The sequence below is a fragment of the Candidatus Thermokryptus mobilis genome, assembly GCF_900070205.1.
GTDB classification, from domain to species: Bacteria; Bacteroidota; Ignavibacteria; order Kryptoniales; family Kryptoniaceae; genus Kryptonium; species Kryptonium mobile.
The window spans coordinates 1-26,042 of sequence record NZ_FAOO01000002.1; the positions used below are offsets into that span (position 1 = coordinate 1).

The 26,042-nt window shown below is 38.7% G+C and carries 33 protein-coding genes; 8 read left to right on the forward strand and 25 right to left on the reverse strand.

The window, feature by feature from the left end; all coding sequences use genetic code 11:
* Both cas10 and cas6 read right to left on the reverse strand, forming a co-directional pair.
* Positions 1 to 918: type III-B CRISPR-associated protein Cas10/Cmr2 (cas10, locus tag FKZ43_RS11575; RefSeq protein ID WP_235894656.1), on the reverse strand; the 918-nt coding region annotated here is incomplete at its 3' end.
* Complete coding sequence (cas6, locus tag FKZ43_RS01120; RefSeq protein WP_140944034.1) at positions 902 to 1,768, reverse strand: CRISPR-associated endoribonuclease Cas6; 867 nt, start codon at positions 1,766 to 1,768, stop codon at positions 902 to 904. The genes cas6 and cas10, both read right to left, overlap by 17 nt.
* Positions 1,769 to 1,987: 219 nt before the next feature.
* Between cas6 and FKZ43_RS01125 the strand changes: the two genes are divergently transcribed.
* From FKZ43_RS01125 to FKZ43_RS01140, 4 genes are read left to right on the forward strand one after another with little or no spacing between them, the layout of a single operon-like run.
* Complete coding sequence (locus FKZ43_RS01125) at positions 1,988 to 3,256, forward strand: metal-dependent hydrolase family protein (protein WP_140944035.1); 1,269 nt, start codon at positions 1,988 to 1,990, stop codon at positions 3,254 to 3,256.
* Positions 3,228 to 4,277 carry a ferrochelatase gene (hemH, locus tag FKZ43_RS01130; protein ID WP_140944036.1) on the forward strand — a complete coding sequence of 350 codons (1,050 nt, stop codon included), beginning with the start codon at positions 3,228 to 3,230 and terminating at the stop codon, positions 4,275 to 4,277. Before FKZ43_RS01125 ends, hemH begins: the two co-directional genes overlap by 29 nt.
* Positions 4,267 to 5,628, forward strand: a complete 1,362-nt coding sequence (hemG, locus tag FKZ43_RS01135; protein WP_140944037.1) for a protoporphyrinogen oxidase — start codon at positions 4,267 to 4,269, stop codon at positions 5,626 to 5,628. Before hemH ends, hemG begins: the two co-directional genes overlap by 11 nt.
* Complete coding sequence (locus tag FKZ43_RS01140; RefSeq protein WP_140944038.1) at positions 5,625 to 6,530, forward strand: bifunctional enoyl-CoA hydratase/phosphate acetyltransferase; 906 nt, start codon at positions 5,625 to 5,627, stop codon at positions 6,528 to 6,530. Before hemG ends, FKZ43_RS01140 begins: the two co-directional genes overlap by 4 nt.
* Before the next feature lie 31 nt (positions 6,531 to 6,561).
* Here the strand turns inward: FKZ43_RS01140 and FKZ43_RS01145 are convergent, their stop codons facing one another.
* The 10 genes from FKZ43_RS01145 to hrcA all read right to left on the reverse strand — a co-directional run bounded on the left by FKZ43_RS01145 (position 6,562) and on the right by hrcA (position 13,854).
* Positions 6,562 to 6,810, reverse strand: coding sequence for an FmdB family zinc ribbon protein (locus FKZ43_RS01145; protein ID WP_140944039.1), 249 nt, complete (start codon positions 6,808 to 6,810; stop codon positions 6,562 to 6,564).
* A gap of 71 nt (positions 6,811 to 6,881) precedes the next feature.
* Positions 6,882 to 8,075, reverse strand: coding sequence for a pyridoxal phosphate-dependent aminotransferase (locus tag FKZ43_RS01150; RefSeq protein WP_140944040.1), 1,194 nt, complete (start codon positions 8,073 to 8,075; stop codon positions 6,882 to 6,884).
* Positions 8,075 to 8,578, reverse strand: a complete 504-nt coding sequence (gene coaD, locus FKZ43_RS01155; RefSeq protein WP_140944041.1) for a pantetheine-phosphate adenylyltransferase — start codon at positions 8,576 to 8,578, stop codon at positions 8,075 to 8,077. The genes FKZ43_RS01150 and coaD overlap by 1 nt, the downstream gene beginning before the upstream one ends.
* A gap of 6 nt (positions 8,579 to 8,584) precedes the next feature.
* Positions 8,585 to 9,139 carry a 16S rRNA (guanine(966)-N(2))-methyltransferase RsmD gene (rsmD, locus tag FKZ43_RS01160; RefSeq protein ID WP_140944042.1) on the reverse strand — a complete coding sequence of 185 codons (555 nt, stop codon included), beginning with the start codon at positions 9,137 to 9,139 and terminating at the stop codon, positions 8,585 to 8,587.
* Positions 9,127 to 10,005, reverse strand: a complete 879-nt coding sequence (gene pilM, locus FKZ43_RS01165; RefSeq protein WP_140944043.1) for a pilus assembly protein PilM — start codon at positions 10,003 to 10,005, stop codon at positions 9,127 to 9,129. Before pilM ends, rsmD begins: the two co-directional genes overlap by 13 nt.
* Positions 10,006 to 10,446: a hypothetical protein gene (locus FKZ43_RS01170; protein WP_140944044.1), complete on the reverse strand. Its 441-nt coding sequence runs from the start codon at positions 10,444 to 10,446 to the stop codon at positions 10,006 to 10,008.
* 16 nt (positions 10,447 to 10,462) lie between these two features.
* A complete protein-coding gene (locus FKZ43_RS01175) occupies positions 10,463 to 10,912 on the reverse strand; it encodes a ComEA family DNA-binding protein (RefSeq protein ID WP_140944045.1) in 450 nt (149 codons plus the stop codon).
* A 50-nt stretch (positions 10,913 to 10,962) separates the two neighbouring features.
* Positions 10,963 to 12,099 carry a molecular chaperone DnaJ gene (dnaJ, locus tag FKZ43_RS01180; protein ID WP_140944046.1) on the reverse strand — a complete coding sequence of 379 codons (1,137 nt, stop codon included), beginning with the start codon at positions 12,097 to 12,099 and terminating at the stop codon, positions 10,963 to 10,965.
* 50 nt (positions 12,100 to 12,149) lie between these two features.
* Positions 12,150 to 12,770 carry a nucleotide exchange factor GrpE gene (gene grpE, locus FKZ43_RS01185; RefSeq protein WP_140944047.1) on the reverse strand — a complete coding sequence of 207 codons (621 nt, stop codon included), beginning with the start codon at positions 12,768 to 12,770 and terminating at the stop codon, positions 12,150 to 12,152.
* 22 nt (positions 12,771 to 12,792) lie between these two features.
* Positions 12,793 to 13,854, reverse strand: coding sequence for a heat-inducible transcriptional repressor HrcA (gene hrcA, locus FKZ43_RS01190; protein ID WP_235894657.1), 1,062 nt, complete (start codon positions 13,852 to 13,854; stop codon positions 12,793 to 12,795).
* A gap of 189 nt (positions 13,855 to 14,043) precedes the next feature.
* On the opposite strand from hrcA, the gene FKZ43_RS01195 reads away from it, so the two are divergent.
* Genes FKZ43_RS01195 through FKZ43_RS01205 form a run of 3 tightly spaced genes read left to right on the forward strand, consistent with a single transcriptional unit; the run spans position 14,044 to position 16,104 of the window.
* Positions 14,044 to 14,649 (forward strand): LemA family protein, encoded by a 606-nt coding sequence (locus tag FKZ43_RS01195; RefSeq protein ID WP_140944049.1) that lies wholly within the window; start codon positions 14,044 to 14,046, stop codon positions 14,647 to 14,649.
* A 20-nt stretch (positions 14,650 to 14,669) separates the two neighbouring features.
* Positions 14,670 to 15,707 carry a TolB family protein gene (locus FKZ43_RS01200; RefSeq protein ID WP_140944050.1) on the forward strand — a complete coding sequence of 346 codons (1,038 nt, stop codon included), beginning with the start codon at positions 14,670 to 14,672 and terminating at the stop codon, positions 15,705 to 15,707.
* Positions 15,700 to 16,104: a hypothetical protein gene (locus tag FKZ43_RS01205; RefSeq protein WP_140944051.1), complete on the forward strand. Its 405-nt coding sequence runs from the start codon at positions 15,700 to 15,702 to the stop codon at positions 16,102 to 16,104. The genes FKZ43_RS01200 and FKZ43_RS01205 overlap by 8 nt, the downstream gene beginning before the upstream one ends.
* Before the next feature lie 4 nt (positions 16,105 to 16,108).
* Here FKZ43_RS01205 and atpG read toward each other — a convergent pair whose 3' ends face one another.
* The 10 genes from atpG to FKZ43_RS01255 are packed head-to-tail and all read right to left on the reverse strand — an operon-like array spanning position 16,109 to position 22,730.
* Complete coding sequence (atpG, locus tag FKZ43_RS01210) at positions 16,109 to 17,023, reverse strand: ATP synthase F1 subunit gamma (protein WP_140944052.1); 915 nt, start codon at positions 17,021 to 17,023, stop codon at positions 16,109 to 16,111.
* 53 nt (positions 17,024 to 17,076) lie between these two features.
* Positions 17,077 to 18,636: a F0F1 ATP synthase subunit alpha gene (gene atpA / locus FKZ43_RS01215; RefSeq protein WP_140944053.1), complete on the reverse strand. Its 1,560-nt coding sequence runs from the start codon at positions 18,634 to 18,636 to the stop codon at positions 17,077 to 17,079.
* A 23-nt stretch (positions 18,637 to 18,659) separates the two neighbouring features.
* Positions 18,660 to 19,208, reverse strand: a complete 549-nt coding sequence (atpH, locus tag FKZ43_RS01220; RefSeq protein ID WP_140944054.1) for an ATP synthase F1 subunit delta — start codon at positions 19,206 to 19,208, stop codon at positions 18,660 to 18,662.
* Positions 19,209 to 19,229: 21 nt separating this feature from the next.
* Positions 19,230 to 19,724 (reverse strand): F0F1 ATP synthase subunit B, encoded by a 495-nt coding sequence (gene atpF / locus FKZ43_RS01225; RefSeq protein WP_140944055.1) that lies wholly within the window; start codon positions 19,722 to 19,724, stop codon positions 19,230 to 19,232.
* 22 nt (positions 19,725 to 19,746) lie between these two features.
* Positions 19,747 to 19,968: an ATP synthase F0 subunit C gene (atpE, locus tag FKZ43_RS01230; RefSeq protein ID WP_047134272.1), complete on the reverse strand. Its 222-nt coding sequence runs from the start codon at positions 19,966 to 19,968 to the stop codon at positions 19,747 to 19,749.
* A 31-nt stretch (positions 19,969 to 19,999) separates the two neighbouring features.
* Positions 20,000 to 20,860 carry a F0F1 ATP synthase subunit A gene (gene atpB / locus FKZ43_RS01235; RefSeq protein WP_235894658.1) on the reverse strand — a complete coding sequence of 287 codons (861 nt, stop codon included), beginning with the start codon at positions 20,858 to 20,860 and terminating at the stop codon, positions 20,000 to 20,002.
* A 5-nt stretch (positions 20,861 to 20,865) separates the two neighbouring features.
* Positions 20,866 to 21,255 carry a hypothetical protein gene (locus FKZ43_RS01240; protein ID WP_140944056.1) on the reverse strand — a complete coding sequence of 130 codons (390 nt, stop codon included), beginning with the start codon at positions 21,253 to 21,255 and terminating at the stop codon, positions 20,866 to 20,868.
* Positions 21,245 to 21,511, reverse strand: a complete 267-nt coding sequence (locus FKZ43_RS01245) for an AtpZ/AtpI family protein (RefSeq protein ID WP_140944057.1) — start codon at positions 21,509 to 21,511, stop codon at positions 21,245 to 21,247. The genes FKZ43_RS01240 and FKZ43_RS01245 overlap by 11 nt, the downstream gene beginning before the upstream one ends.
* A gap of 1 nt (position 21,512) precedes the next feature.
* Positions 21,513 to 21,893 carry a bactofilin family protein gene (locus FKZ43_RS01250; RefSeq protein WP_140944058.1) on the reverse strand — a complete coding sequence of 127 codons (381 nt, stop codon included), beginning with the start codon at positions 21,891 to 21,893 and terminating at the stop codon, positions 21,513 to 21,515.
* Between the two features lie 15 nt (positions 21,894 to 21,908).
* Positions 21,909 to 22,730: a murein hydrolase activator EnvC family protein gene (locus tag FKZ43_RS01255; RefSeq protein ID WP_140944059.1), complete on the reverse strand. Its 822-nt coding sequence runs from the start codon at positions 22,728 to 22,730 to the stop codon at positions 21,909 to 21,911.
* Between the two features lie 172 nt (positions 22,731 to 22,902).
* Between FKZ43_RS01255 and FKZ43_RS01260 the strand changes: the two genes are divergently transcribed.
* Complete coding sequence (locus FKZ43_RS01260) at positions 22,903 to 23,610, forward strand: metallophosphoesterase family protein (RefSeq protein WP_140944060.1); 708 nt, start codon at positions 22,903 to 22,905, stop codon at positions 23,608 to 23,610.
* A gap of 6 nt (positions 23,611 to 23,616) precedes the next feature.
* On the opposite strand, the gene FKZ43_RS01265 is transcribed toward FKZ43_RS01260, so the two are convergent.
* Genes FKZ43_RS01265 through FKZ43_RS01275 form a run of 3 tightly spaced genes read right to left on the reverse strand, consistent with a single transcriptional unit; the run spans position 23,617 to position 26,037 of the window.
* Positions 23,617 to 24,723, reverse strand: coding sequence for a vWA domain-containing protein (locus FKZ43_RS01265; protein WP_140944061.1), 1,107 nt, complete (start codon positions 24,721 to 24,723; stop codon positions 23,617 to 23,619).
* A gap of 22 nt (positions 24,724 to 24,745) precedes the next feature.
* A complete protein-coding gene (locus tag FKZ43_RS01270) occupies positions 24,746 to 25,381 on the reverse strand; it encodes a flavin reductase family protein (RefSeq protein WP_140944062.1) in 636 nt (211 codons plus the stop codon).
* Positions 25,378 to 26,037, reverse strand: a complete 660-nt coding sequence (locus FKZ43_RS01275; RefSeq protein ID WP_140944063.1) for an MBL fold metallo-hydrolase — start codon at positions 26,035 to 26,037, stop codon at positions 25,378 to 25,380. The genes FKZ43_RS01270 and FKZ43_RS01275 overlap by 4 nt, the downstream gene beginning before the upstream one ends.
* Positions 26,038 to 26,042 lie beyond the last annotated feature (5 nt).

The following is a 26,042-nucleotide window of genomic DNA, read 5'->3' on the forward strand; positions in this document are numbered from 1 at the left end:
ATCATCGGTTTTATTTTCCTTTTCTTTAATTTTCCATTTTTCAAACCATTCTTTAAACTTTGGTTCATCCAAATTTTCAAAAGAAGAATTCTTAGAAATTTCAAGGTAAAGCCATCTATCAACAAGTGGCTGTCTCAAAAGATTTGGAAATATAATAACATCAGGTCCAAGTTCTTCAACGAGCGGTTTCATACTATGCCAAATAAGATATGAAAGCATATAACTTCCTGCCCATAAATCAGATGTCTTTCTTGCTTTTGAAATAAAACTTTGAACAGGTCCAATAGTGAAGAGCAAAAAGGCAGGTTTTGGCAGAGCGGAAACAATAGCGGATGTTTGAACCAAATGATCGTAAATTGAATGATTAGGAGCTCTTGAATCAGCAGGGTGTTTATTTATTTCAGGGAAAATTTCCGGATAAAAACGCCATAAGAATAAAAAAATAAATTTTGCTCTTTCATCCTGTTTTGAAAAATTTAGTTTTCCAAGTTGCTCAAATAATTTTTGAACTTTCTCTGGATCTGGTGTTTGAATGTCCTCTTTATTTTCAGAAAAAATATCCATAAACTTACATTCAATGTAATCTACTTTTGACTTATCTTCAAATTCCTTTTCTTTTTGCTTATCTTGAAGTTGCGGTTTTACAACTATTCTACTCTGAGCTGATGCCAACGAATCAGCATTTTCAACTTCATCACTTTTCACACATTCGCCATCAAGAATGTAATTTAAAAGCTCTTCTGCCCAAATTTCGTGAAGCTCGTGACGATTAGGGTCTCCTTTCGGCTTAGTATTATATCCTATATGAGGTGCCTTTTGAAGATTTATTTTTTGAGTTATTTGTCTTGGTCCCCCAAAAGCCAGGATTTTATACGGCGGGTCGTGAAGTAAAGCTTTTAATTTAAGTTTCCAGTCCATAGTTTAGCCCTTTGACTTTATTTCTTTTTAAATCCCACATTCCAAAACCCATTGAATTTTTTTCGCCAAGACCTATTTCCCAAGAAAACTTCACTAATCGGCGGGTTCCTCTTAATGTAAATGGTGCAAGCATTCCCTTCACTTTCGTCTCCTCAGGGGTGCCCTCTTTTATTGCTATCAACTTCTGCCAGTCGTGCTTAATTAAATAATCCGTTGAAAAATTGAATTCAAAATAATCCTCCGGGATAAACTTGTAAAATGCATTAAATTTTTTGAAAAGGTTTTCCCTAACAAGATATTGAACCTCAGCGTCAAAACAGCCAAGATAAACTTTCCTCCCAAGCGAGTCAACTTTTGAAATAACAAGAGGCGATATAAAAACCCCTTTAACCTCAATCTCCTCTAATGGATCGCCACCAAAAATTTCCGGTTCAAAAACAAGCTCAACTGATTTTAATTCAAACAAATTGGATTTCTTTCCAATCCAAATCCTTGATGTTTTCGTCAAGCCAAGGGCAAAACTCTTAACAAATTCTTCATAAGGTGATGATACGAGAAAGGAAACCTCGCAATTTTGCGGAAGGATAAGATTACCGCCTTCAACATAAGCACCGTCAAAGTAGAAAATTTTTGAAAAAGTAAACGCCTTAAAAATCTTTCCATCGCTCTTGAAACCATCTCTGTGAAGTCTCATCGCAAATTTTCTTGAATGAGCCCCAACTATCCTGTATATCAAACTGGAAAGATAATAATTGTAATTCAAACTGATGCGATTGTCCCTTAAGGAATAAAGATTTACTTCAATCCTCATAAACGGATTTTTAAATGTTTTTATTTCGCCCTTCCCCATCTAATTAAGAAATGCACTGTCAAATCCCTCGCAAAAGCACCTTCGCTCTTTTGAAAGCAATTTTATCTTGCCACACCCAAAAATAAAAAATCAAATTAAAAAATTCAAGAGCAAATCCTGAAAAAACATCATCGCAAAACTATATAGTCGGTGGTTGAATTTATCTTAACGCTGAATTATATTTATCTGTGAAATTTAAAACTAAAAAACCAAGTCGCCATGAAAAGAATTTTGCTTTCCTTGCTAATCCTTGCAACTTCCCTCGGCATCTCCCAAGAGAAGATCAAAGTCATTAAATGTGGTTCATTAATTGATGTAAAAAATGAGCAGGTAAGGAAGAATGTATTAATTTTAATCAAGGAGAACAAAATTGAGAGGGTTGGGACATTTGAAATCCCACCGGAAGCCGAGGTAATTGATCTATCTGATATGACTGTTTTACCTGGTTTGATTGATTCCCATGTCCATCTGTTTTTACACGAGGGAAGCTATGACGAACAACTTTTGAAAGAATCAACACCGTATAGGACGATAAGAGCTGTTGTCCATGCAAAGCAGACACTTGAAGCAGGTTTTACGACCATACGAGATCTTGAAACTGAGGGCGCTGGATATGCTGATGTTGATTTAAAAACGGCAATAAACCAAGGGATCATCCCTGGTCCTCGGATGCAAGTTGCAACAAGGGCGCTATCCACAACGGGTGGTTATGCCTTAATGGGCTACTCTTGGGAAATACAAGTCCCAACCGGAGCCCAACTTGTTGATGGGGTTGATGAGGTTAGAAAGGCGGTTAGGGAACAGATAAAATATGGGGCTGATTGGATAAAAATTTACGCTGATTCAAGGAGGAGAAGAAACGAGGTTGCAGATTCACTGACATGGTATCTCACATTTTCAGATGATGAATTGAAAGCAATAGTTGAAGAGGCACAAAAGATGAATATTAAAGTTGCTGCTCATTGCTACTCATCAATTGCTGCACAAAGGGCGATAAATGCTGGCGTTGCATCCATTGAACATGGCTTGTATCTTGATGAAGCAACCCTCAAATTGATGAAAGAAAAAGGCGTTTATTACTGTCCAACGCTTGTGGCTTATTATCGCTGGTCAAAGAGAGAAGGTCTTTCTCCGGAGATGATAAAAATGATTGAAAACACGGTTAAACTTCACTCTGAGACATTTAAAAGGGCGCTTAAAGTTGGGGTTAAAATTGCCTTCGGTAGCGACTTAACAGAATCACATGGAACTAACGCTGAGGAATTTGAACTGATGGTCAAGTATGGAATGAAACCATTTGATGCAATAAAATCCGCCACTATAATATCAGCTGAACTTCTCGGCTGGCAAGACAAAATTGGAAGCATTGAACCGGGGAAACTTGCTGACATAATCGCAGTTAAAGGCGACCCGCTAAATGATATAAAAGTCCTTCGTGATGTCAAATTCGTCATGAAGGATGGTGAGATATACAAGTTCGCTAAGTAAAAAGGATTCAAAAATGCCAGAATATGGAATTATACTACTAAACCTCGGCGGACCTGATTCAATTAAAAATGTTCAAAAATTTCTTTACAACCTTTTTTCCGATCCTGACATCTTTAAGTTTCCCCTTTCATCAATTACACAAAAACCATTAGCATATCTTATCTCAAAAATAAGAGCCAAAAGAAGCAAGAAATATTATCTTAAAATCGGTGGTCGCTCCCCAATTTTAAGTTACACGCTTGTCCAAGCAAAGGGTCTTGAGAAGAAACTTTTAGACCACCTTGACTGTAAAGTTTACATCGGAATGAGATATTTTCACCCAATGATTGATGAAGCGGTTGAAGGAGCTTTGAAAGATGATGTTAAAACATTCATTTTGCTCCCGCTTTACCCTCAGTATTCAACGACAACGACTGGCTCAAGTTTTAATGAATTCTATCGCATCTTGAAAAAGCTAAACATCACCGATAGAAAAATAGTTGAAATCAAAAGTTATCCCGAGGACGAGCTTTATATAAAATCCGTTGCAGAAAGAATTGAAGAAGCGATGATTAATTTTAACGAAGATGAGATGGAAAATTTTGCAATCGTTTTCAGCGCTCACAGTTTGCCTTTAAAACTCGTTAAAAAGGGTGATCCTTATCCAATTGAAGTGAAAAAGTCCGTTGATGCGGTGCTTAAATATCTCAAAAATAACTCACCAAAGAGTGAATTTTACAAAAATGCCCGTGTTGAAATTTGTTTTCAAAGTAGAGTCGGACCTGTAAGATGGCTTGAACCGACGACAACCGATTTAGTCAAGAAATTAGCCAGAGAGGGAATGAAAAATCTTCTTGTTGTTCCGATAAGTTTTGTTTCGGATAATGTTGAAACACTCTACGAACTTGGTATATTTTTAAAAGAAATAGCAACTCAAAACGGTATAAGTAAATTTGTCGTTGCTGAGCCACCAAACGATTCAGATACTTTTATTGAAGCTTTAAAAAACATAGTTCTGGAGGCGGTCAAAAATGAAAGGTAAAGCAATCGTCATAGGCGCTGGCATCTCAGGTTTAACCACTGCCTATCTTTTAAAAAAGAACGGACTTGATGTAACTGTGCTTGAAGCTGAAAGTGAGGTTGGCGGAACTATGAAAAGCAAAAGGATAGATGAATATCTTGTTGAATATGGACCAAACAGTGCGCTTGAAACAACACCACTTTTCAAAGTTATAATTGAAGACCTTGGTCTTTTAAGCCAGATGGTTTATGCGAACGAGTCATCAAATAAACGCTACATTTTAAGGGATGGAAAACTTCATTTAATTCCGATGAAGCCACAGGAATTTTTCAAAAGTCGCTTATGGAGTTGGCGTGGGAAGTTAAGAGTTCTCCTTGAGCCATTTCACGGAAGAGCGAAGGAAGAAGAAACGCTTGCTCAATTCGTAAGGAGACGACTTGGCAAAGAATTTCTTGATTACACTATAAATCCATTTGTCGCCGGGGTTTATGCAGGTGACCCTGAAAAATTAAGCGTTCGCTCGGCTTTCCCACGACTTTATGCGCTTGAAGAAAAATACGGTGGGCTTATAATTGGAACAATTAGAGGAGCGAAAGAGAGAAAAAAGAGGGCTGAACAATCAAAGGTTTCAGCGAGGATGTTTTCCTTCACAGATGGTATGGGGACATTACCGAAAGCACTGGCTCAATTTCTGGGTGAGAGCGTCATTTTGAATGCAAGGGTTAAAAACATAAAAAAGGGTGAAAAATTCATCGTTGAATTTGAAAGTGAAGATAAAACTGAAAAGATTGAATCTGAAATCGTCGTCGTCTCAACGCCAGCATATGCAGCATCAAAACTCGTCAGCGAGCTTTCGGGAAGTTTATCAAACGAACTTCAAAAGATTCATTATCCGCCGGTCGCAGAGATCGTCTTCGGCTACAAAAAAGAGCAAGTTGGGATTGAACCCGATGGCTTTGGTTTTTTGATACCAGAAAAAGAGAATAGAAAAATTCTTGGCACGCTTTGGAACTCAAGCATATTTCCAAAAAGAGCGCCCGATGGCTTCGTTGAATTTACAACCTTCGTCGGAGGCACAAGACAACCCGAGATGGCGTTGAAAAGCAACGATGAACTTATAAGAATTGTCAGCAATGAACTTAAAGACATAATGAAAGTTAAAGGTGAACCGGAATTTGTTTGGATTTCCAGATGGGAAAAAGCAATACCGCAATATAACATCGGCCATTCAAAAATTATGGAGGCAATTGAAAAATTTGAAAATGAAAATCCCGGGATATACTTCTGTGCGAATTATCGCGGTGGTATTGCGGTGGGAGATTGTCTTATGAGTGCAGAAAAAATCGCAAATAAAATTTTAAGCAAAATATGATTAAAAACTTTTCCGAGCTACTTGAAAAAGTTAAAGGTTCAATGAAAAAAATAGTCGTTGTTTCAGCACATCAAGAAACAGCACTTTCAGCCGCTGTTGAAGCAAGGAAAAAAGAAATTGCGGAGTCAATTTTAATCGGAGATTCAAAAGCCATCTCTCAGATAATTGATGAACTTGGCGATGACCCAACAAAATTTGAAATAATTGATGAAAAAGATATTTCTAAGGCGATTTCAATCGCTGCATCTCTTATCAGGGATGGAGAAGCACATGTAATTTTAAAGGGGAAAGTTGACACGACAACGCTTATGAGGGGAATTTTGAGCAAAGAAGCCGGTTTGAGGACCGGCAGGTTGTTAAGCGATGTGTTTGTCTTTGAATATCCCGAAAAGAAAAGCGAATCAAAGTTTATATTGATGTCGGATGGTGGGGTTGTTTTAAATCCGACGCTTGAGCAAAAGGTTGAAATAATCAGAAACGCCGTTGAAGTTGCAAAAAAACTCGGTATTGAAGTTCCGAAAGTTGCTTTGCTTTCAGCAACTGAGATTGTAATTGATGAGCTTAAATCAACTACCGACGCAGTTAAAATAAAACAAATGAACCAATCGGGGGAAATAACCGGGTGCGTAATTGATGGACCTCTTGCGCTTGACCTTGCAATTTCTGAAGAGTCAGCAATTGAGAAGGGAGTAAAATCCGATGTCGCTGGAAAAGCAGATATATTAATAGTCCCTAACATAGAAAGCGGAAATATACTTGGGAAGAGTTTGACATATTTCGCAGGTTATAAAATTGGTCATGTGATAATCGGAGCTAAAACGCCCATTTTGATTCCGTCAAGGTCGGATAAGATGGAAGCGAAATTAAATTCAATTGCGCTTGGTGTTTTGATGGTGATGTGAAGGGCGGGCTACAAAAGCCCGCCTTTTTATTTTAATCTTTTTCCGATTTTGTTGTCTCTGAGCTTTTCTCCGGCTTTGTCCCATTCCCCGAGGAATTTGAACGCTTGTAATCAGTGATGTAAAATCCAGAACCTTTGAAGATTAGCCCAACGCCAGCACTTATCTTTTTGCTGACATTTCCCCCGCACTTGGGGCAAATTTTTATCGGCTCGTCGCTTATTTTTTGAAATTCCTCAAAAACATAACCGCAATTATTGCATACATATTCATAAGTTGGCATAGTTTCTCACTCCACCTCCTTTTGTTTTTGTTCTTCATTTTATTTAAACCGCAAAATCAAACAAACAAGTTTCAATCACCTAGTTTCTCAATTGCTTTTCTAAATCTCTCCACACCTTTCATAAGTTCTTCCATTGAAGCAGCATACGAAATTCTGACGCACTCATCCATTCCAAAGGCATCACCAGGGACAATAGCAAGTTTTTCCTCTTTCAAAAGAAACTCACAAAAATCGTTTGAATTTCTTATCTCAACACCCTTATATCTTCGTCCATAATAAGCAGATACCCTTGGGAAGACATAAAATGCACCAGATGGGACAAATACATCCACGCCTGGTATCTGCTTAAGTTCCGAGCACAAGAAATCCCGCCTTATTTTAAATTCGTTTACCATTTTTTTCACCGGTTCTTGCGGACCCGTTAAAGCCGCAAGCGCTGCTTTTTGAGAGATTGAGCTTGCATTTGAAGTAACCTGTCCTTGAACTTTATTCGCAAGTTTTATTATATCCTCCCTCGCTCCCATATAACCAATCCTCCAGCCGGTCATCGCATACGCCTTTGAAACCCCGTTTACGGTTATCACTAAATCTTTCAACTCGGGTATTGAAGCTATGCTGAAATGCTTTTCATCGTAAATTATTTTCTCATAAATCTCGTCCGATATGACAAATATATTTTTTTCGTAAACAACCTCTGCGATTTTTTTTATCTCGTCCTCTGTGTAAACTGCGCCGGTTGGATTTGAAGGTGTGTTAAAAATCAACGCTTTGGTTTTGCTCGTTATAGCCTCTTTAAGTTGCTCGGGCGTTATCTTAAAATTCGTCGCTATATCCGTTTTCAAGATTATGGGTTTGGCATCAACAAGAGCAACCATTGCGGGATAGCTTACCCAATAAGGTGCTGGTATTATAACTTCATCCCCGGGGTTACAAATCGCCTGTAAAGCATTAAAAATTGAATGTTTGGCACCGCTTGAAACAAGTATTTGACTTGGTCTATACTCAATGTTGTTATCACGCTTGAACTTTTCAACAACCGCATTTATAAGTTCAGGTATCCCCTGATTTTGAGTATACTTTGTGAAATCTTCCTTTATCGCTTGTATAGCTGCTTCTTTTATGTGATCAGGGGTTGGGAAATCTGGTTCACCGGCACTTAAAGAAACAACATCAATACCCTGTGCCTTCATCGTTTTGGCGATGGCAGATATACGCAATGTCTCTGACTCTGGAAGATTCATTATCTTTTCCGATAACCCTGGCATTATACCTTCCTTCTTAAATTTTGCGTGCTTTTAAATTTTTCTTTCAACATTTTTTCAACTATCTTTGGAACGAAATTACTCACATCCCCACCGAAGGAGGCAATCTCACGGACAATCGTTGAGTTCAAATAAGTATACTTCTCATGTGGGACGAGAAAAACTGTTGTTATGTCACATATTTTGCGATTCATTAATGCCATTTGAAATTCATATTCAAAGTCAGACACAGCTCTCAAACCCCTTATTATAGCAACTGCACCCTTCATCCGAGCATAATCCACAAGAAGCCCATCAAAGCTATCAACTTCAACATTCTCAAATTTTTTAACAACCTCTTTTATCATCTTGACCCTTTCCTCAACCGTGAAAAGTGGAGTTTTAGCGACATTTTTTGCAACTGTAACTATAACCTTGTCAAACAACCTTGATGCCCGCTCTATAACATCAATATGTCCATTCGTTATCGGATCAAATGTCCCCGGATAAATTGCAATCCTTTTCATGGCGGGTCACCTTTTATGTTTAAAAATTGTAATAGCCGTTTTTCCAAAATCACGCCTTGTTTCAATTGCAAAATTGATCATATCCTCAACAAAAACAATCCCCGAATCGTGTTCAAGGACGAAAAAACCAATTTTACTTAACAATTTCCTCTCCCAAATTTTATTCACAAGTTTATCAACATGTGGATACATATATGGCGGGTCAGCGAAAATCAAATCAAACTCAATATCTGCATAATCAATAAAATTCAAAGCGTCGTCTTTAATTAAAACAACTTTGTCAACACAGCCGAGATTCTGTGCATTTATCCTTATTATCTCCACCGCTCTATGATTATTATCAACGAAATAAACCCTTTCAGCTCCTCTGCTTATCGCTTCAAACCCAAGAGCTCCCGTGCCAGCGAATAGATCAAGGACGATGAAACTTTCAAATTCCACTCTGCTTGAAAGTATATTAAAAATCGTCTCCTTAACTCTATCAGCCGTTGGTCTTATATTTTCTCCCCTCGGTAACTTTATCAAACGCCCCTTATATTTTCCCGAAATTATCCTGACCACAGCATCCTCAACATAAGTCCTATATTAGGTGCAAACGCTGGAACGAGCCTGGGCTCAACCTTCACATCAAGAAATAAACCAGTGTCAATTGGATTTAAGACCGAAAATTTCTCCCCAAGCAAACTGCGGATGAAATTAAGAAAGTTCAAATCAAACTTTCCGTAAAAAACAAATTTCTCAAAGCCAGCGGATATATTATCGTTTATCAACTTCACCACAAAATACATCAGGTCTGATTCGCCTCCGATGATAAAGTAAAAATAATTGCGAAACTCATAATTCTTAAAAACGCTCACATCAATTCTCGTCGGTTTGACACCTATCAATATGAAATCACGATAAAAATACCTTGACCTTATCGGGCTAATCCTTTCTCTGAGGCAATTTTCACTTGCAAAGTGATCAATATCAATTATGCTGATTTTCAATTTTAATCTCTCAGCTATCGCTTTTATGAAAGAAATCATCTCCTTTCTAACTCCAACAAGCAACGCTTTACTTAGATTACCCTCGCCAAATTTATACCCTCTCACTGTAAACTTGTGTCCTGACTCGCCCGGGAAATATTGAGACACCTCCCAAAATAAATGCTCGCTTAATTCTTGATCGGAGAGATTCGCATCTACGGGTATAACATTTAAAAAAGCGAAATTTGAATCAATGCAAAAAGAAATTCTCGTGAGCTTTTCATTGATGCGAATTGAAGACGAAATAAAAGAAACTACCGAATCAATTTCCTCGTGCGAAAGCGGGTTGATGTTTAAATCTGCGCTGAAAAAATTTTTTAAAATTAACTTTTTTGAAAGTTCCTCTGCCTCTGCTACATCAACTTTATCCTTATTTAATCTAACGGAGATAAAAATCATTTACTCCCAAGACACTTTATTCACATCCTCTGGTTTATCTTTTGAACCGATGAATCCGTGACCAACTGGGCACTCAAGCCAATAGTATTTCCCTGCTGAGTCGGCACCAAAAATATAAAATGTTTGTGCCTTTGGACAACGGCGCAATGAATCAGGATTAAATTTTTCGGAAACTGTTGAAAAGAAAAGCGAATCGGGAAGATTTTTTGCCTTGATGAACGCAATTAACGAATCAATATTGCCTGTGTACTTGCCGTATTCGTCAAAATATTTGAGCTCCGCCTGTCTTATGTTTTTCATTCTGAAACGGCAAATCTTTTTTAGTTCCTCTTCGGCTCTTATCTTCATCGCCGGGTCATAAATCGTATAAACGAGGACAACCGTTAAAACAACGATTAAAATCTCAAGCAAGATTGAGCCCTTCGCTTTTACCTGCGCCATTTAACCTCCTTAATTTTTAGTTTGTTTTTAAATATCTTTTTATTTTTTCAAACTTCTTTTGCCCTATACCTTTAACATTCATTATGTCCTCAATCCTCTTGAAATCACCATAAAGTTTCCTATGCTGTATTATCCTCTCTGCCGTCTGCTCGCCAATGCCTGGGAGCTTCATCAATTCCTCTTTTGTCGCGGTATTTATATTAACTTTAAAAGTTGAAGCATCAGTTACGCTATCAACATCTTTTGAAACCTTAACATACTTTTCAATCTCCGCTGACCTTTTTTCAAACTCGGAGTCAAAAACAGAGTAATCAAACTTATTAGATGTTGCCTCGTTAACGACATCTCCACGCAAAAATTTGATCAACAACCCGAATACAAAAGCGATTATCAGAAACCAAAAAACAACGCTCTCCGATTTCGTCAAACCAATCACATCGTTTATCTTCTTTAAAAAAGATTTCATTTCAATTTCATTTTAACTTTTCACAAATTTAAAAAACGGATGCAATTAAATCAACCTGAAAGCCCGCGCTTTTTTAACTCTCCAGCGTCAGGTTTTATGTTCTTTCCTTCTTTAAGAAGTTTCTGGAGCAATTCTCTTTCAAAAGCGTTAACCTTATCGGGAACCCAAATATCAACTCTCACTATAAAATCACCTCTTGTGTTTTTATCAACGGATGGCAATCCCTTTCCCTTAAATCTTATCTCTTTTCCGGGTTGTGTCCCTGGTTCAACTTTAACTTTAATTTTTCCATAAAGGGATGGTACTTCAACTTCCGTTCCAAGCACAGCTTCTGGATAACTGATCAAAAGCGTGTAATAGACATCGTTTCCCTTTCTTTCAAAAAATGGATGCGCCTCCTCTTCAATCACAACGATCAAATCCCCAGGAGCTCCCCCCCTTATTCCAGCATCACCATAACCTCTGACGGTTAAATAATTCCCTTCCCTTACACCAGCTGGAATATCAACTTCAATGACGTTTTCACCATAAATCCTTCCTTCGCCACCGCAGACATTACATGGCTCTTTTATAACTTTCCCCTCACCGCCACAATTTGGACAAGTTGTGATGGTGACCATTTGACCGAAGAAAGATTTACGAACTTGTCTAATCTCACCAATGCCATTGCAAACACTACAGGTTGAATATCCACCTTTTGATCTTGCTCCCGTCCCACCACATTCAGGACAAGTCTTAAAATGCTTTATCTTCAACTTTTTTCTAACCCCGGTTGCGATTTCCTCAAGCGTAAGCTTGAGTTTCAATTTTCTATCTGAACCAGGTATGCCCCTTTGAGTTTTTCTCGTTTGTGTTCTCGTTCCAAAGAAATCATCAAAAAATCCCCCACCAAAAGAATCAAATATATCTCTGAACACATCAAATATATCGCGAACATCAGTGAAATGAATATAATCGCTTTCGCTTATCCCGGAGTGTCCATACATGTCATACCTTCTTCGTTTCTCAGGGTCGCTTAAAATCTGATATGCTTCGGTGATTTCCTTAAACTTTTCCTCGGCTTCCTTGTTCCCGGGGTTTCTATCGGGGTGGTATTCCATGGCGAGTTTTCTATACGCCCTCTTTATCTCATCAAGTGTTGCATCTCGCGAAACGCCAAGTATCTCATAATAATCCTTCTTAGCCATCACAATGAAATTTTAATTTCAAAAAGATAAAACCCCAGGGAGGCATGTTTTTAAGCCTCCCCCCGGTGGTCATCGCTGAAGTTAGTTTTTAAATCGTCCTTCTTATCCTCTGTAACCTGTTTCTCAACAGGACTTGAAACAATTACCTTTGCATGGCGCAATACTTTATCGTAATACATATATCCACGCTCAACTTCATCAATTACCGTATCAGGCGGGACATCATCTCTTGGGATTCTAAGCAACGCCTCGTGATAGTAAAAATCAAACGGTTTTCCAACGGATTCAAACGGTTTTACATTGTGAGATTCAAGAACTTTCATCAATTTTGAATATATCATCTTAACACCTTGATAAAACGAATCAAAGTCGGGTTTCTCCTTTCCGCTTGCAAGCGAGCGTTCAAGGTCATCAACTATCGGCAAAATTTCAAGGAAAAGTTTTTCATTGGCATATTTAACTGCATTTGAAAAGTCCGCCTCAAGACGCTTTTTGTAATTTTCAAATTCAGCAACTTTCCTCAACAATTTATCTTTATACTCTTCAACCTCTTTGCGCAAATTTTCAATCTCCGCTTTAAGAGCATCTATCTCCGACTGCGTCGTCCCCTCAACTTTTTCATTTACCTTTTCTTCGTTAGCCATCGCCTTTTCGTTTTCATCCTTTAACATTTTAATGTCTGAAATTTTGTTTTTAATCAATTCCCGTCAAAGATGAATCGGTGGTGCCTGAAAGAGCTTTGCATGTGTAATTAATGATAGAAATCACTCGGCTGTAATTCATCCTCTTCGGACCTATAACACCTATCACCCCAGAAACACCACCAATTCTATACTCCGAAGCAACCAAACTATAATTTTTAAACTTATCTTCTGGATTTTCCTCACCTATTGAAACAATCACCTTGTCTGACTCCATTGCTGATGTCCTTAACATTTGAAAAACTTTTATTATCTCATCCTCATTTTCAACAAGTTCCATTATATCGCGAATCTTTTCCGGACTTTTGAACTCCGGATGGTCCAAAACCTCTGGAACTCCACCGATATGAAGGCGATCAACAACATCATAAAAATCATAAAACAATTTATCAGCTGAACGGATGAAAACATTGATTATTCCACCGAGTTCGCTTTCAACATCGCGAATTCTCTCAATAAATGTCTCTTTTATCTGCCTGAGCGTTAAGCAAGAAAGGCGCTCATTTAAAACAGCCCGGACAAAATCAAGTTTATCCCTTGAAATTTCACTTGATACCTCAAGCACGATCGTTCTTACAAGCCCGGACTTCAAACTTATCACCACCAAAAGTTTCGTATCAGAAATGCTGATTATGTCAAGTTTCGTCAGAATTGCATCGTTAATTTGAGGGGTTGAAGCTATACTTAACTGTTTGGATATCTTCCCGATAAGCTTTGATATGTCCTTCAAAATTTCTTCAAGCTCCTCTTTGCCTTGGACGACGCTATTTATAGCTTCTTTTTCAGCTGGCGAAAGGTCTTTTATTTCAAGAAGATTATCAACATAAAACCGATATCCTTTGTCCGTGGGTATTCTTCCAGCCGATGTATGCGGATGCCATAGATAACCCATATCCTCAAGGTCTGCCATCACATTCCTTACCGTGGCAGGACTAAGCCCGAGATTGTATTTTTTGACAAGATATCTTGAGCCAACTGGTATAGCTGTCGTTATAAATTCCTGCACTATATATCCAAGGATCATTTTTTCCCGAGGTGTAAGCTCACGCTCCATCATCGCTACTTCACCTCCAATCGGTTAAAGTTAAAAATGTGCTTTTTGCATTACAAAAATACGAAAAATTAAGGAGTTTTTCAAGCCATTAAACTTGAGATTTTTTCAATTGCCCCGAAGAAACTTTGAAAATGCAAATGAAAATTCTTACATTTTACACGAGTGAAAACAAAAACGAGATGAACTTTTATGTCAAAAACTTTAATAGCAATACTCGGAACTTTAGGCGTTTTACTTGTCGTAGCCCTTTTGATAATCGGCTGGGTAAGTTCAACTTACAATAAGCTTGTTCAACTTGATGAGCAAATAAATCAAGCGTGGGCACAAGTTGAAAATCAATATCAAAGAAGATACGACCTGATACCAAACCTTGTTGAAACCGTCAAGGGCTACGCAAAACATGAAAGGGAGGTCTTCACGCAGGTTACAGAAGCGAGAGCGAAAGTTGGGCAACTGAACATAAACCCAGAGGTCTTAAAAGACCCACAGGCATTTGCAAGGTTTCAACAAGCGCAAGATGCATTAAGTTCAGCGCTGTCAAGATTACTTGCCGTTGCGGAAAATTACCCGCAACTTAAAGCAAATGAAAATTTCTTACAACTTCAAGCCCAACTTGAAGGGACCGAAAATAGAATCTCTGTGGAAAGGAGAAGATACAACGAGATTGTCCAGCAGTATAACATATATGTTAGAAGATTCCCGACGAATATAATTGCCGGGATGTTTGGCTTTAGAGAAAGACCATACTTTAGAGCCATTGAAGGAGCTCAACAAGCGCCAAAAGTTCAATTTTAAAAACAAAAAATTTGAACGAGATGAAACGCACTTTATTCTTAATTGCCATTTCATTTTTATTCTTCTCATTTGTCAATCGCCAAGATGAGCCACTTAGACATCCACTTGAAAAACACTTGAAGAATATCAAGCAATTGACATTCGGAGGCGAAAATGCCGAAGCATATTTTTCATTTGACGAGACAAAGTTAATTTTTCAATCAACGCGCGATAGTTTTGAATGCGATCAAATCTATATAATGAACATTGACGGGAGCAATTTAAAACTTGTCAGCACGGGCAAAGGGAAAACAACTTGTGCGTATTTCCTTCCAGGGGATACTGAAATAATTTACTCATCAACTCATCATATAAGTCCAAAATGTCCACCAAAACCAGATTATTCAAAAGGATATGTTTGGGGCTTGGATAACTATGATATTTTCAAAGCAAAGGCAGATGGTAGCAATTTAAGACAGTTGACAAATACCCCTGGATATGATGCTGAGGCGACCGTTTCTCCGAAGGGCGATAAAATCGTTTTCACATCAATTCGCGACGGAGATCTTGAAATTTACACGATGGACCTTAATGGCAAAAATGTTAAGCGACTGACATTTGAAAAAGGATATGACGGTGGTGCTTTCTTCTCGTGGGACGGGGAAAAAATTTGCTACAGAGCCTATCATCCGAAGGACTCATCTGAAATCGCCGAATATGATCAACTCTTGAAAGATGGTTACATAAAGCCGATGAAATTGCAAATTTTCGTCATGGATGCGGATGGCAAAAATAAAAGGCAGATAACAAATAACAACGCTGCTAACTTCGCACCATTTTTCCATCCCGATGGAAAAAGAATCATTTTCTCATCAAATATGCACGATCCAAAAGGGCGTGATTTTGACCTTTACATCGTAAACATTGAAACAGGTGAAATTGAAAGGGTGACTTATACACCAGATTTTGACGGCTTCCCGATGTTTACACACGATGGGAAAAAGCTCGTCTGGGCTTCAAACAGAAACAGCAAAAAAAGAGGTGAAACAAATATATTTATAGCCGACTGGGTTGATTGATTCAAACGAGATTAAAAAAATAGAAGAAACGCTTGAAGATGTAATCTTGGGCAAATTTAATGTCCCGAAGATTGAACTTCTATACGAGGGTAAAGATTTAGTGGAAATTTTCGTTCAAAAACTTATTAATTTGAACTTTCAGCCGAAGAAAGTAAACGAAGTTAATGTTGAAATTGGATTTCGCGTTCCTGCTTTCTACATCAAGGACAAAACTGCATATTTCGGGTGGGTCTTTTGGGAAATCTTCACTGAGACAAAAAAGAGGAAACTTTTTGGGTCAGCAATAAAAAATCAACGCGGTGATTGGGAAATTGAGATAACCGATAAAAGCGATGAGGTGATCTTCGTCAACGAATCAAAGAGCATTGAAATAGACCTATCAACAATGGCTTGGTGAAATTTTATGAAGCACCTGCTTTTCTCAATGCCTCAGCTCCACCTGCGATTTCAAGCATCTCTTTCGTGATCAAAGCTTGGCGCGTCTTGTTGAAAAGAAGTTGTAAATCGCGCAGTAATTCATTCGCATTCTCAGTTGCGTTATCCATAGCTGTCATCCTCGCAGCTTGCTCAGCTGCGTTTGACTCAAGAAGGACTCTTAAAATATGTGTCTCCAGATACTTGGGGAGTAAACTGTTAAGTATTTCAATCGGGGCAGGTTCGTAAATGTATTCAACTAACGGAACTTTAACTCCCTTTGATGGTTTTACAGCTTCAAACTTCGGAACTATCGGAAGGAAATCCTCAATTACGATTCTCTGCTGAACTATTGACTTAAACTCATTGTAAACTATTTCAACCTTATCAAATTCCCCACTCAAAAAACCACCAACGACTTTGGACATTATCTCTCTAACATCGGATATTTCAATCGTCCTTTTGAAGACACCCGGATAACCAGCGAATATCTCAATCCCCTTTCTATGTCTGCTAAAATAATCATAACCTTTCTTACCGACGCAAATAAGTTTTATTTTCCCATCCGGTGGTAATTCTTTTTTTCTTTTTTCTATCAAATTCAAAACCGCCCGGATAATATTTGTGTTAAACGAACCACATAACCCTCTATCTGCCGTGACTACAACAATGCCGATGTTTTTAACCTCCCTCTTTTTGAGCAATGGATTTTGTGAGGTTTCAAAAACTGAAACAAACCTTTGTATAATTTCTTCAATTCTTTTCGCATAAGGTCTTGCTGAAATTATTCTCTCCTGTGCTCTCCTCAAACGAGCAGCCGCAACCATCTTCATCGCCTTGGTGATCTTCTGGATACTTCTGACTGCATTTATCCGTCGTCTTATATCTCTAAGAGCTGGCATTTGTCAAACAATTTATTTTTTATAAAAAGCGGGGGAATTGCCCCCGCGGAAAATTACTGCAAGCTCGCTTTAAAAGCCGAGATGAACTCTTTTAAAATTCCGTGAAGTTTTTGCGTTGTTTCATCATCAAGGTCTCTCGTCTCTATAATTCTATCAAGTATGTCCTTATGTTTTGCCCTCATCAATGCAAGGAACTCCGTCTCAAATCTTCTCACAGCTTCAACTGGAAGCTCATCAAGATAACCTTGTGTCCCGGCGAAGATCAAAACAACTTGCTCTTCAACTGGCATCGGTTGATATTGATCTTGCTTTAAAAGCTCAACCAAGCGCTGACCTCGCCTCAACTGTGCCTGCGTCGCTTTGTCCAAATCGGAAGCAAATTTCGCAAACGCTTCAAGCTCCCTATATTGAGCAAGTTCAAGGCGCAATCTACCAGCGACTTTTTTCATCGCTTTGATTTGTGCGTTTCCACCAACTCGTGATACGGATATCCCGACATTTATTGCGGGTCTTACACCAGCGTTAAAAAGCCCTGGCTCAAGATAAATTTGTCCATCGGTGATGGAAATAACATTCGTCGGAATATACGCAGCAACATCACCCGCTTGTGTTTCAATTATAGGCAGAGCAGTTAAGCTTCCTCCACCGAGCTCATCGCTTAACTTTGAAGCCCTTTCAAGAAGTCGTGAATGAAGATAAAAAATATCTCCCGGATACGCTTCTCTCCCTGGTGGTCTTCTCAAAAGCAGGGACACCTGCCTGTATGCCCATGCGTGCTTACTCAAGTCATCATAAACTATCAAAGCATGCCTCCCCGAATCCCTGAAATACTCACCCATAGTGCAACCAGCGTAAGGAGCAATATACTGCAATGGCGCTGGATCACTTGCAGAAGCAACGACGATAATTGTGTAATCCATCGCCCCCTCCTCCTCAAGCTTGGCAACAACCTGAGCAACAGTTGACATCTTTTGACCTATCGCAACATAAATACAATAAACTGGCTTAATCCCTAACTGTTTTGCTCTTTCTGTGTGAGTAAATTTTTGATTTATTATCGTATCAATTGCTATTGCTGTTTTTCCCGTTTGCCTATCACCAATTATCAACTCCCTTTGCCCGCGACCTATCGGAATCATAGCATCAATTGCTTTTATCCCCGTTTGAAGCGGCTCTTTAACTGGCTGCCGATATATAACACCAAGCGCTTTCCTTTCAATTGGCATATACTTCTCAAATTCAACAGGTCCTTTACCATCAAGCGGTTGCCCAAGCGGATTTATAACCCTACCGAGAAGCTTTTCACCAACTGGCACCGAAAGAACTCTGCCAGTCCTACGAACTATATCTCCCTCCTTTACAAGCGTATCCTCACCGAAGAGAATGCATCCAACATTGTCCTCTTCAAGATTCATCGCAACTCCCATAACACCGTTTGGAAATTCAAGCAATTCACTCATCATAACTTTTGAAAGCCCATAAACACGCGCAATTCCATCCCCAACTTGCAAAACCGTTCCAACATCATAAATGTCAACTTCTTTTTCAAATCCAGTTAATTGCTTTCTCAAAATTGCGGATATTTCATCCGGTCTTATTTCAACTGTCGCCATAGCCAACCCCTTTAATTTTCTTTTTAACTTCCGTAAATCAATTGCTCACGCAAAAGTTGAATTCTCCTTCTTATGCTCGCATCATAAACAGTATCTCCAACCCTTATAACAATACCACCAATTATTGAAGGGTCCACCCTATAACTTGCCTTCACCTTTTTAGCCCCAGTCAATTCAAGAATTTTCTGTTCAATTTTCTTTTTCAACCTTTCACCAACTTCAACAGCTGTTATAACCTCAGCGCTAACGATACCCATCTTCTCATCGTAAATCTGCCGATAAACTTTAACTATGTCGTGCAAAATATCTTCCCTTTTCTTCTCAACAAGAAGCATTATAAATTTCAAAGTGACTGGGTCAACACGGCTGTCAGAAAAAATCTCCTTGAGAACCTCTCTTTTCTTGTCCTCTTTTATAATCGGACTTTTAAGAAAAAGTTGTAATTCACGGGAACTTCTTATCAACGAGTCAATGAAAACAACATCATTCGTGATCTTTTCAAGTTTTTTCATCTCCTCCGCGATTTCAAACAATGCCTTCGCATATCTTTTCGCTATTCTCAAATTCGCCATCTTCAAAATCCCGATTTTTTACTAAGCTCTACCACTTGAAGAAATCCCTTGTAAATACTTTTCAACAAGTTCCTTATGCTTTTGCGTTGAGAGCGTTTCATCAATCAATTTTGAAGCCACCTGAAGCGCAAGTTCAGCAACCTGAGCCCTGAGCTGTAACATCGCCTGTTCTCTCTGTCTTTCTATTTCTTCCTTCGCTCTCTCAATCATCATATCCGCTTCTTTTCTCGCTTTCTCAAGTATCTCATTTCTTATCTTTTCAGCTGTCTCTCTCCCTTCACGGATAATCCTTTGCACCTCCTCCTCAGCCCTTGCGAGATTACGCTTGTTTTCCTCCATCAATCTCTCCGCTTCTTCCCTCGCCCTTTGTGCATCTTCAAGCGCCTTTCTGATACTTTCCTCGCGTCTATTCAACGCCTCAGTTATCGGTCCCCAAGCGACTTTCTTCAAAACCGCAACAAGAATCAGAAATGTTACAATCGTCCATATCGCAACACCAGGATTTATCTCTAACATCTTTCTTTGAAAATTTTTTATTTTACTTCAAAGCAAGTATTATACAAATTACCTCAGCAAACAATGTAACGCCTTCAATTAAAGCTGCTGATATTATCATTGATGTCCTAACTTCACCAGCGACTTCTGGCTGACGACCGCTTGCCTCCATTGTCGCTGCTGCTAACTTGCTTATACCATAAGCTGCCCCTATAACCGATAATGCAGCACCGAAACCACCTGCGATGTGTGCTAATTCTGGCATGCTTTACCTCCTTTGTTTTTTATTTTTGTTTTTAATGTTGATGTATTGAAAGACCCACGAACAACGCCGTTAACATAGTGAAAATATATGCCTGGATGAACGCAACAAGTATTTCAAGAAGATTTATAAAAATTGCAAATCCAATTGAGATTGGAGCAACGAGAACGCTTTTGAAGACGAAAATCAAACCTATAAGCGATAAAATAACAATATGCCCTGCGGTCATATTAGCGAACAAACGAACTGTCAAGGCAAATGCTTTTGCAAATAAACCGAGAAATTCAACTATGAACATAATTGGCGCAACAAAACCAGGGACACCGTGTGGGACAAGCCCTTTGTAATAACCGATCAAACCATGTTTTTTTATTCCCGCAAGCTGTATCAAAATAAACGAAAGAAACGCAAGCCCACCTGTGACGGCAAGATTTCCAGTTGCTGTTGCACCATATGGTATCAAACCGAAAAGATTACAAAGAAGAATGAAAAAGAAAAGCGTCAAAAAATAATGAAGATACTTCAAACCCTCTTTACCAATGACCGACAAAACTATTTCATCCCTGATGAAAACGACAAAAACCTCAACTAAATTCGCCAAACCCCTCGGTACAACCTGCTTCCTATAACTTTTTGCAACAAGCGAAAGAACTACGACCAAAACAAGCGAGACAATCCACATAAAGAAAACATGTTTCGTAATTGAAAGGTCTATTTCAATTCCCCCGATGTGAATTGGTGGAAACTGCGGAAGATTTATATGTCCAAATGGCTCAAGGTCAATTGTCCTTGAATCAGCTATGTGGTGAAGCATCCAGCTTGAGCTTTCACCGCCGTGTGCTTCTTCAGCGTGTTTGAGTGTATCACTTGCGAACGCCAGATTACTTAAAAACACCTCGTCTAAAATTCCCTTTTTGTTTTTAATTTCGCAAAAAAGACGATTTCAACCGCAAGGAAAAGGAAATAAAAGAGAAGCAAAGAAATTACAAGCCCGTAAATTTCAAAATTCAAAAACTTCAACAAAATTAAAATTAAACCAGCTATCAAAAACAATCTCAAACCAATACTTCCTATCGTCAATTTAAAGAACTCTCTATCTGACTTCGCCATTCCGTGTTTTATCACAAGAAAACCAACAATGGAGTTAATTAAGCTTATCAAAGAACCGACCGCAAAAGAGGTTATAAATCCATCGCTTCCAAATTTAAAAAGCGGATATAAAATCAAAGCCCATGTAACAAGTGCAACAACCGATATATATTTAACAAATTTCCAGATGTTAATTCCCATCCTTCTTTTCTTTTTTCTTCCCGAGTTCAATCACCGACTTTATAAAGTTATACATCCCAACCGCTATTCCAACCATCGCTCCAACGATCATCCATAGAGGTTGTGTCCCATAATGTTCATCAATCATCTTCCCTATGAACCAGAACAAAACAACCGTAACCGCAAGCTGCAAACCAAGTCCACTATATGGAGCAATTTCTCTAACAGCTCGCCCTATGCTCTGAAGCGTCTTCTCCTTTTTCTCCTCATCTGACATCTTAAGTGGCTTTATTAACTGTTGAAGCGCTTGTCATCACACATTTACCATCAAATATCGCTCCTTCATCAACGACAAGTTTTGATGCTTTAACATCGCCTTTTATAACTGCTTTGCTTTCAAAAACGAGTTTCTCCGCCACGACAATTGTCCCGTTAACCTTCCCGCCTATGATGACATTCTTCGCCTCAATATCACCATTGACCTCCCCTGTTACCCCGATCGTCAAATTCCCGTTAACATGAACATTACCTATAACGCGACCATCAATCCTCATACTACCTTGACTTACAACCTTACCTTCAATCACTGTGCCGTTTGCGATAATGTTAATCTCTACGCTTGAACCCTTGCTTTCCTTGTTCCCTCCAAGCAAAGCCATCTTTAATTGACCTGATTAATTTGGGATGTAAAATTTCGGATTTAAAGGCTTTCCATCTCTCCAAAGCTCAAAATGAAGATGCGGCTCATTCCCCGTTTTACCAGTTCTCCCAACTAAAGCAATTGCGTCTCCTTGCCTGACAAAAACATTCCTTGCCTTTAAATTCATTTGAGCATGCTTATAAACGCTCATATATCCACCACTATGAACCATGATTACAACATAACCGTCATTATAAGTCCAATCTGAAAAAACAACATATCCATCATCAATTGCCCTTATCGGGTCCCCTTCCTTAGCTGCGATGTCAATTCCGTAATGTTGTTTTTCAGAATCGAAACCACGCGTCACAAAACCATTATAAACTGGAAAAATAAACTTCGGTCTGATCCTCTCGCTTTCAACAACTTGAAGGACTTCAAACCCATCCTCTGAAATTTCCCTAGGTCTACGGGAAAATTCCTCAAGGCGTCTCAGGTTAACCTCAATACTATCACCTGTCTTCTCCCCAAGTGCCTGCCTCAAAAGATTGTTATAAAGTTTTACCTTTTCAAGTTCATAAGCGAACATCTCAAGTCGCTGTGAAAGCTCTTGTAACCTTTTAGCCCTTTCTCTGCTCTCAGCAAATGTCTCCGGGAAAACTATGTATTTTATCGGAGTGTTTATCACAATCACAAGGACAACAGCAGAGATAAAAAACACAATTAAAAAAACATATAAAATCAACGCCTCACGGCTTAATTTTATGCCCTTTGGCTTCTCGTCGCTATTAGAAAAAAATAAAATCGTATAAAGTTTTTGCCTTTTTCTCCCAAAACCAAACCTGAATAATCTCATAAAAATCTCGTTTAGGATTTGTAAAATGGGTCTTGGGCTATGTGCCAACTTAAAACTTGTTTTAAATATAACCAAACAAGGCAAAAAAAACAAATAGAGATGTTTTTATTTTTCGCTTCAATTTGTGTAAATTAGAAAAGAATTGGGCTGTAATTAAATTCAAGCTCATCGGATGAGGATAGCTATAATATCGGATATACATTCCAATCTTGAGGCGCTGACAAAGGCGCTTGAAATAATTGATACGAAAAACATTGACGAGATCGTTTGCCTCGGGGATATCGTTGGATATGGAGCAAACCCAAACGAATGCGTTGAGATCATAAAAAAACGCGCAAAATATGTAGTGATGGGAAATCATGATTTCGCTGTGGCGGTTGACCCAACAGAACTCGCTTACTTTAACTCTTACGCCCGCGAAGCAAATCTATGGACGAGAAGTGTTTTGACAGAAGAAAATCTTGAGTTCTTACGTTCACTGCCTTTCACCATCTCACTTAAAAACTTGCTTTTCGTTCACTCTTCCCCAGCACAGCCAAGAGAATGGGAATACATCTTCACCGAAGCACAAGCGAAAGTTCAATTCAAATACTTTACGGAAAAAATTTGCTTTATCGGTCACTCACATCTTCCAGGAATTTTCCCCGAGACGGGCTTTTACAATGGAAAAATTGACAAAAATAACAGATACATAATAAATGTCGGAAGCATTGGACAACCAAGGGATGGCGATTGGAGATTAAGCTTTGGGATTTTTGATACAGATACCTGGACATATGAAAATATCCGCTCTGAATACGAAGTTGATAAGGCATCTTTAAAAATCCTCCAAAACGGCTTACCCGATTTCCTCGCAAGAAGGATAATAATCGGAAGATAAAAAACATCAAAGGTCATATTTCAGTCGCTTTCTTCTATTTCTTATATAATCAACAAACACAAACTCTCCAAGTTTATCAAGCGATGAATAATATGCCCTCCCACGATTAGCTTTGGTAAGTTCTTCAACAAAATTTATCAGATATGGATCTTTTGCCACCATAAAAGTGCAAATCGTTATTTTCTCCCTCCTACAAGCAACAGCTTCATCAAGCGTCCTGTTAACTATTTTAGGATCAAGACCGAAGGAGTTTTTATACAATCTCCCATCCGGCTCAAAAATTGCCGACGGTTTCCCATCGGTTACAAGGAAAATCTGCTTGTTCACACTTCCCTCTTTTCTTAAAATGTGTCTTGCGAGCCGAAGCGCTGCTTTTGTGTTCGTATGATACGGACCAACGCTTACAAAAGGAAGCTCTGACAAAGTTATCAACTTGGCATCGTCGCCAAATACAACTATGTAAAGCTTATCCTTTGGAAAACGCGTCGTTATAAGTTCAGCCAAAGCAAGGGAAACTTGCTTAGCGGGAGTTATCCTGTCCTCACCATACAAAATCATGCTGTGGCTTATATCAAGCAAAATAACAGTTGCACATGAAGTCATAAATTCCGTCTCATAAACTTGCAAGTCCTCTTCCCTTATCGTGAAATCGTCAATCCCATCCCTTATCAAAGCATTCGTAACAGTTGATGTCAAATCAATATTTGTAGGTTGATCACCAAATTGATACGGTCGCGTCTCGCTCAACCTGTCAATCCCCTCACCAGAGTGGGGCGTCTCGTGAAAACCTGAAAGCGGTCCCTTTTTCAAATTCGTGAAAATTTCATTCAATGCATCTTGCCTAATCCTTTGAACACCTTTCGTCGTCAAAATTAACATATCCTTCGCCTCATCTATATAACCGAGCTCCTTTAACTTCTGAACGAAATCCTCAAATGTAAATTTATCGTCAAAAAGTTCATTTTCTTCGCCTATTGCTCTCATCCACTCAAGCGCCTCACGAACATCACCGCTTGTCTTCAAAAGAAGATAACTGAAAAGGGATAACAATTGCTGTAACCTTTGTTCGTCAGTCATTGACTGTTCAGTCCATTTTGAATACCTTATGAACATCGCCAAGTTGAAAATTTAATTTTTAATCGCCAAGCCCATAAATTTGTTTGAATTCGCCATAACTCATTCGTTTCATCTCAAAAATGTTGTCAACCCTTGTGTAAAAATTTCCACCAAGTCGTCCTATAACTTTTAATTTCATCGGGTTCACAACTCCATCCTCAAAGACCTCATCTTTTATATGAAATAAAACGACTTCACCAAAAACAACGGAATTGGGCGAATCACCAAGTTCAACAATTTTTAAAACTTTACATTCAAGATTTATCGGCGATTCAGCGATTCTGGGGGATTTCACAATCTCAGATGCGACGGGCGTTAAGCCAGCAAACTCCGCTTCACTAACACCGAATGGAAAATCAACAGCACATATATTCATCTTCTCCGCTATGTTCTCAGTTACAATGTTAACCACAAAATCACCACTATATTCAATGTTTTTCAATGTATCCTTTTTGTCCCCATCTCTTTTACGATCAATTGAAATATAGATTATCGGTGGTTTTGAACTTATACCGCCAAAAAAACTAAAAGGAGCAACATTCACGAAACCATTCTCACCGATTGTTGAAACGAGTGCTATTGGTCTTGGAATAACCGCACTTATCAAAAGTTTATACACCTGCGACTTTGAAAGCGTCTTTGGATCAACTTTCATTTCCCCTCTTCCCCTTTGTTTATAACGATCTCATTAAAAAAGGGGTTATATCTTTTTTCCTTGCCGACAGTTGTTGATGGTCCATGTCCTGGGTAAACAACGACATCATCATCAAGGACGAAAATTTTATCTTGAATTGATTTTATTATCTCCTCAAACGAACCACCTGGTAAATCAGTCCTGCCGATCGTCCCGGAAAACAAGGTGTCACCGCTAAACAAGACTTTCTCCTTCTCCTCATATAGACAAATGCTCCCAAGCGTATGACCTGGCGTATGAATCACCTTTAAATTTAGGTTTCCAACCTCAATTATATCTCCATCATTTAAAATTATATCTGGCTTTATCCCTTCTATCCTGAAAGGAATTTCATAAACGACTGATTTAGGGTCTTCAAGAAGGCGAGCGTCTCTTTCATGGATTGCGACCTTGGCTGATGTCAAGCGGACAATTTCAGCGTCATCTGCGATGTGGTCCCAGTGCCCGTGTGTATTAATAAGGCAAAGTATTTCGCAATCATATTTCTTCGCTTCTTCAACTATAACTGAAGCTGAATCTTTTGGCGCATCAATCACAACCGCATACCCGCTTTTCTCATCAATAACAAGGTAACCGATAGTTAAAAGAGGTCCTGATTCAAACGCTTTAATTATCATCCGAC

What these genes read in the sequence shown, in the direction of transcription:
- cas6 (WP_140944034.1), bottom strand. Translation starts at nt 1,768, where the DNA reads ATGGGGAAGGGCGAAATAAAAACATTTAAAAATCCGTTTATGAGGATT.
- FKZ43_RS01125 (WP_140944035.1), top strand. Translation starts at nt 1,988, where the DNA reads ATGAAAAGAATTTTGCTTTCCTTGCTAATCCTTGCAACTTCCCTCGGC.
- hemH (WP_140944036.1), top strand. Translation starts at nt 3,228, where the DNA reads ATGGTGAGATATACAAGTTCGCTAAGTAAAAAGGATTCAAAAATGCCA.
- hemG (WP_140944037.1), top strand. Translation starts at nt 4,267, where the DNA reads ATGAAAGGTAAAGCAATCGTCATAGGCGCTGGCATCTCAGGTTTAACC.
- FKZ43_RS01140 (WP_140944038.1), top strand. Translation starts at nt 5,625, where the DNA reads ATGATTAAAAACTTTTCCGAGCTACTTGAAAAAGTTAAAGGTTCAATG.
- FKZ43_RS01145 (WP_140944039.1), bottom strand. Translation starts at nt 6,810, where the DNA reads ATGCCAACTTATGAATATGTATGCAATAATTGCGGTTATGTTTTTGAG.
- FKZ43_RS01150 (WP_140944040.1), bottom strand. Translation starts at nt 8,075, where the DNA reads ATGCCAGGGTTATCGGAAAAGATAATGAATCTTCCAGAGTCAGAGACA.
- coaD (WP_140944041.1), bottom strand. Translation starts at nt 8,578, where the DNA reads ATGAAAAGGATTGCAATTTATCCGGGGACATTTGATCCGATAACGAAT.
- pilM (WP_140944043.1), bottom strand. Translation starts at nt 10,005, where the DNA reads ATGATTTTTATCTCCGTTAGATTAAATAAGGATAAAGTTGATGTAGCA.
- FKZ43_RS01170 (WP_140944044.1), bottom strand. Translation starts at nt 10,446, where the DNA reads ATGGCGCAGGTAAAAGCGAAGGGCTCAATCTTGCTTGAGATTTTAATC.
- FKZ43_RS01175 (WP_140944045.1), bottom strand. Translation starts at nt 10,912, where the DNA reads ATGAAATCTTTTTTAAAGAAGATAAACGATGTGATTGGTTTGACGAAA.
- dnaJ (WP_140944046.1), bottom strand. Translation starts at nt 12,099, where the DNA reads ATGGCTAAGAAGGATTATTATGAGATACTTGGCGTTTCGCGAGATGCA.
- grpE (WP_140944047.1), bottom strand. Translation starts at nt 12,770, where the DNA reads ATGTTAAAGGATGAAAACGAAAAGGCGATGGCTAACGAAGAAAAGGTA.
- hrcA (WP_235894657.1), bottom strand. Translation starts at nt 13,854, where the DNA reads ATGGAGCGTGAGCTTACACCTCGGGAAAAAATGATCCTTGGATATATA.
- FKZ43_RS01195 (WP_140944049.1), top strand. Translation starts at nt 14,044, where the DNA reads ATGTCAAAAACTTTAATAGCAATACTCGGAACTTTAGGCGTTTTACTT.
- FKZ43_RS01200 (WP_140944050.1), top strand. Translation starts at nt 14,670, where the DNA reads ATGAAACGCACTTTATTCTTAATTGCCATTTCATTTTTATTCTTCTCA.
- atpG (WP_140944052.1), bottom strand. Translation starts at nt 17,023, where the DNA reads ATGCCAGCTCTTAGAGATATAAGACGACGGATAAATGCAGTCAGAAGT.
- atpA (WP_140944053.1), bottom strand. Translation starts at nt 18,636, where the DNA reads ATGGCGACAGTTGAAATAAGACCGGATGAAATATCCGCAATTTTGAGA.
- atpH (WP_140944054.1), bottom strand. Translation starts at nt 19,208, where the DNA reads ATGGCGAATTTGAGAATAGCGAAAAGATATGCGAAGGCATTGTTTGAA.
- atpF (WP_140944055.1), bottom strand. Translation starts at nt 19,724, where the DNA reads ATGTTAGAGATAAATCCTGGTGTTGCGATATGGACGATTGTAACATTT.
- atpE (WP_047134272.1), bottom strand. Translation starts at nt 19,968, where the DNA reads ATGCCAGAATTAGCACACATCGCAGGTGGTTTCGGTGCTGCATTATCG.
- FKZ43_RS01240 (WP_140944056.1), bottom strand. Translation starts at nt 21,255, where the DNA reads ATGGGAATTAACATCTGGAAATTTGTTAAATATATATCGGTTGTTGCA.
- FKZ43_RS01245 (WP_140944057.1), bottom strand. Translation starts at nt 21,511, where the DNA reads ATGTCAGATGAGGAGAAAAAGGAGAAGACGCTTCAGAGCATAGGGCGA.
- FKZ43_RS01250 (WP_140944058.1), bottom strand. Translation starts at nt 21,893, where the DNA reads ATGGCTTTGCTTGGAGGGAACAAGGAAAGCAAGGGTTCAAGCGTAGAG.
- FKZ43_RS01255 (WP_140944059.1), bottom strand. Translation starts at nt 22,730, where the DNA reads ATGAGATTATTCAGGTTTGGTTTTGGGAGAAAAAGGCAAAAACTTTAT.
- FKZ43_RS01260 (WP_140944060.1), top strand. Translation starts at nt 22,903, where the DNA reads ATGAGGATAGCTATAATATCGGATATACATTCCAATCTTGAGGCGCTG.
- FKZ43_RS01265 (WP_140944061.1), bottom strand. Translation starts at nt 24,723, where the DNA reads ATGTTCATAAGGTATTCAAAATGGACTGAACAGTCAATGACTGACGAA.
- FKZ43_RS01270 (WP_140944062.1), bottom strand. Translation starts at nt 25,381, where the DNA reads ATGAAAGTTGATCCAAAGACGCTTTCAAAGTCGCAGGTGTATAAACTT.
- FKZ43_RS01275 (WP_140944063.1), bottom strand. Translation starts at nt 26,037, where the DNA reads ATGATAATTAAAGCGTTTGAATCAGGACCTCTTTTAACTATCGGTTAC.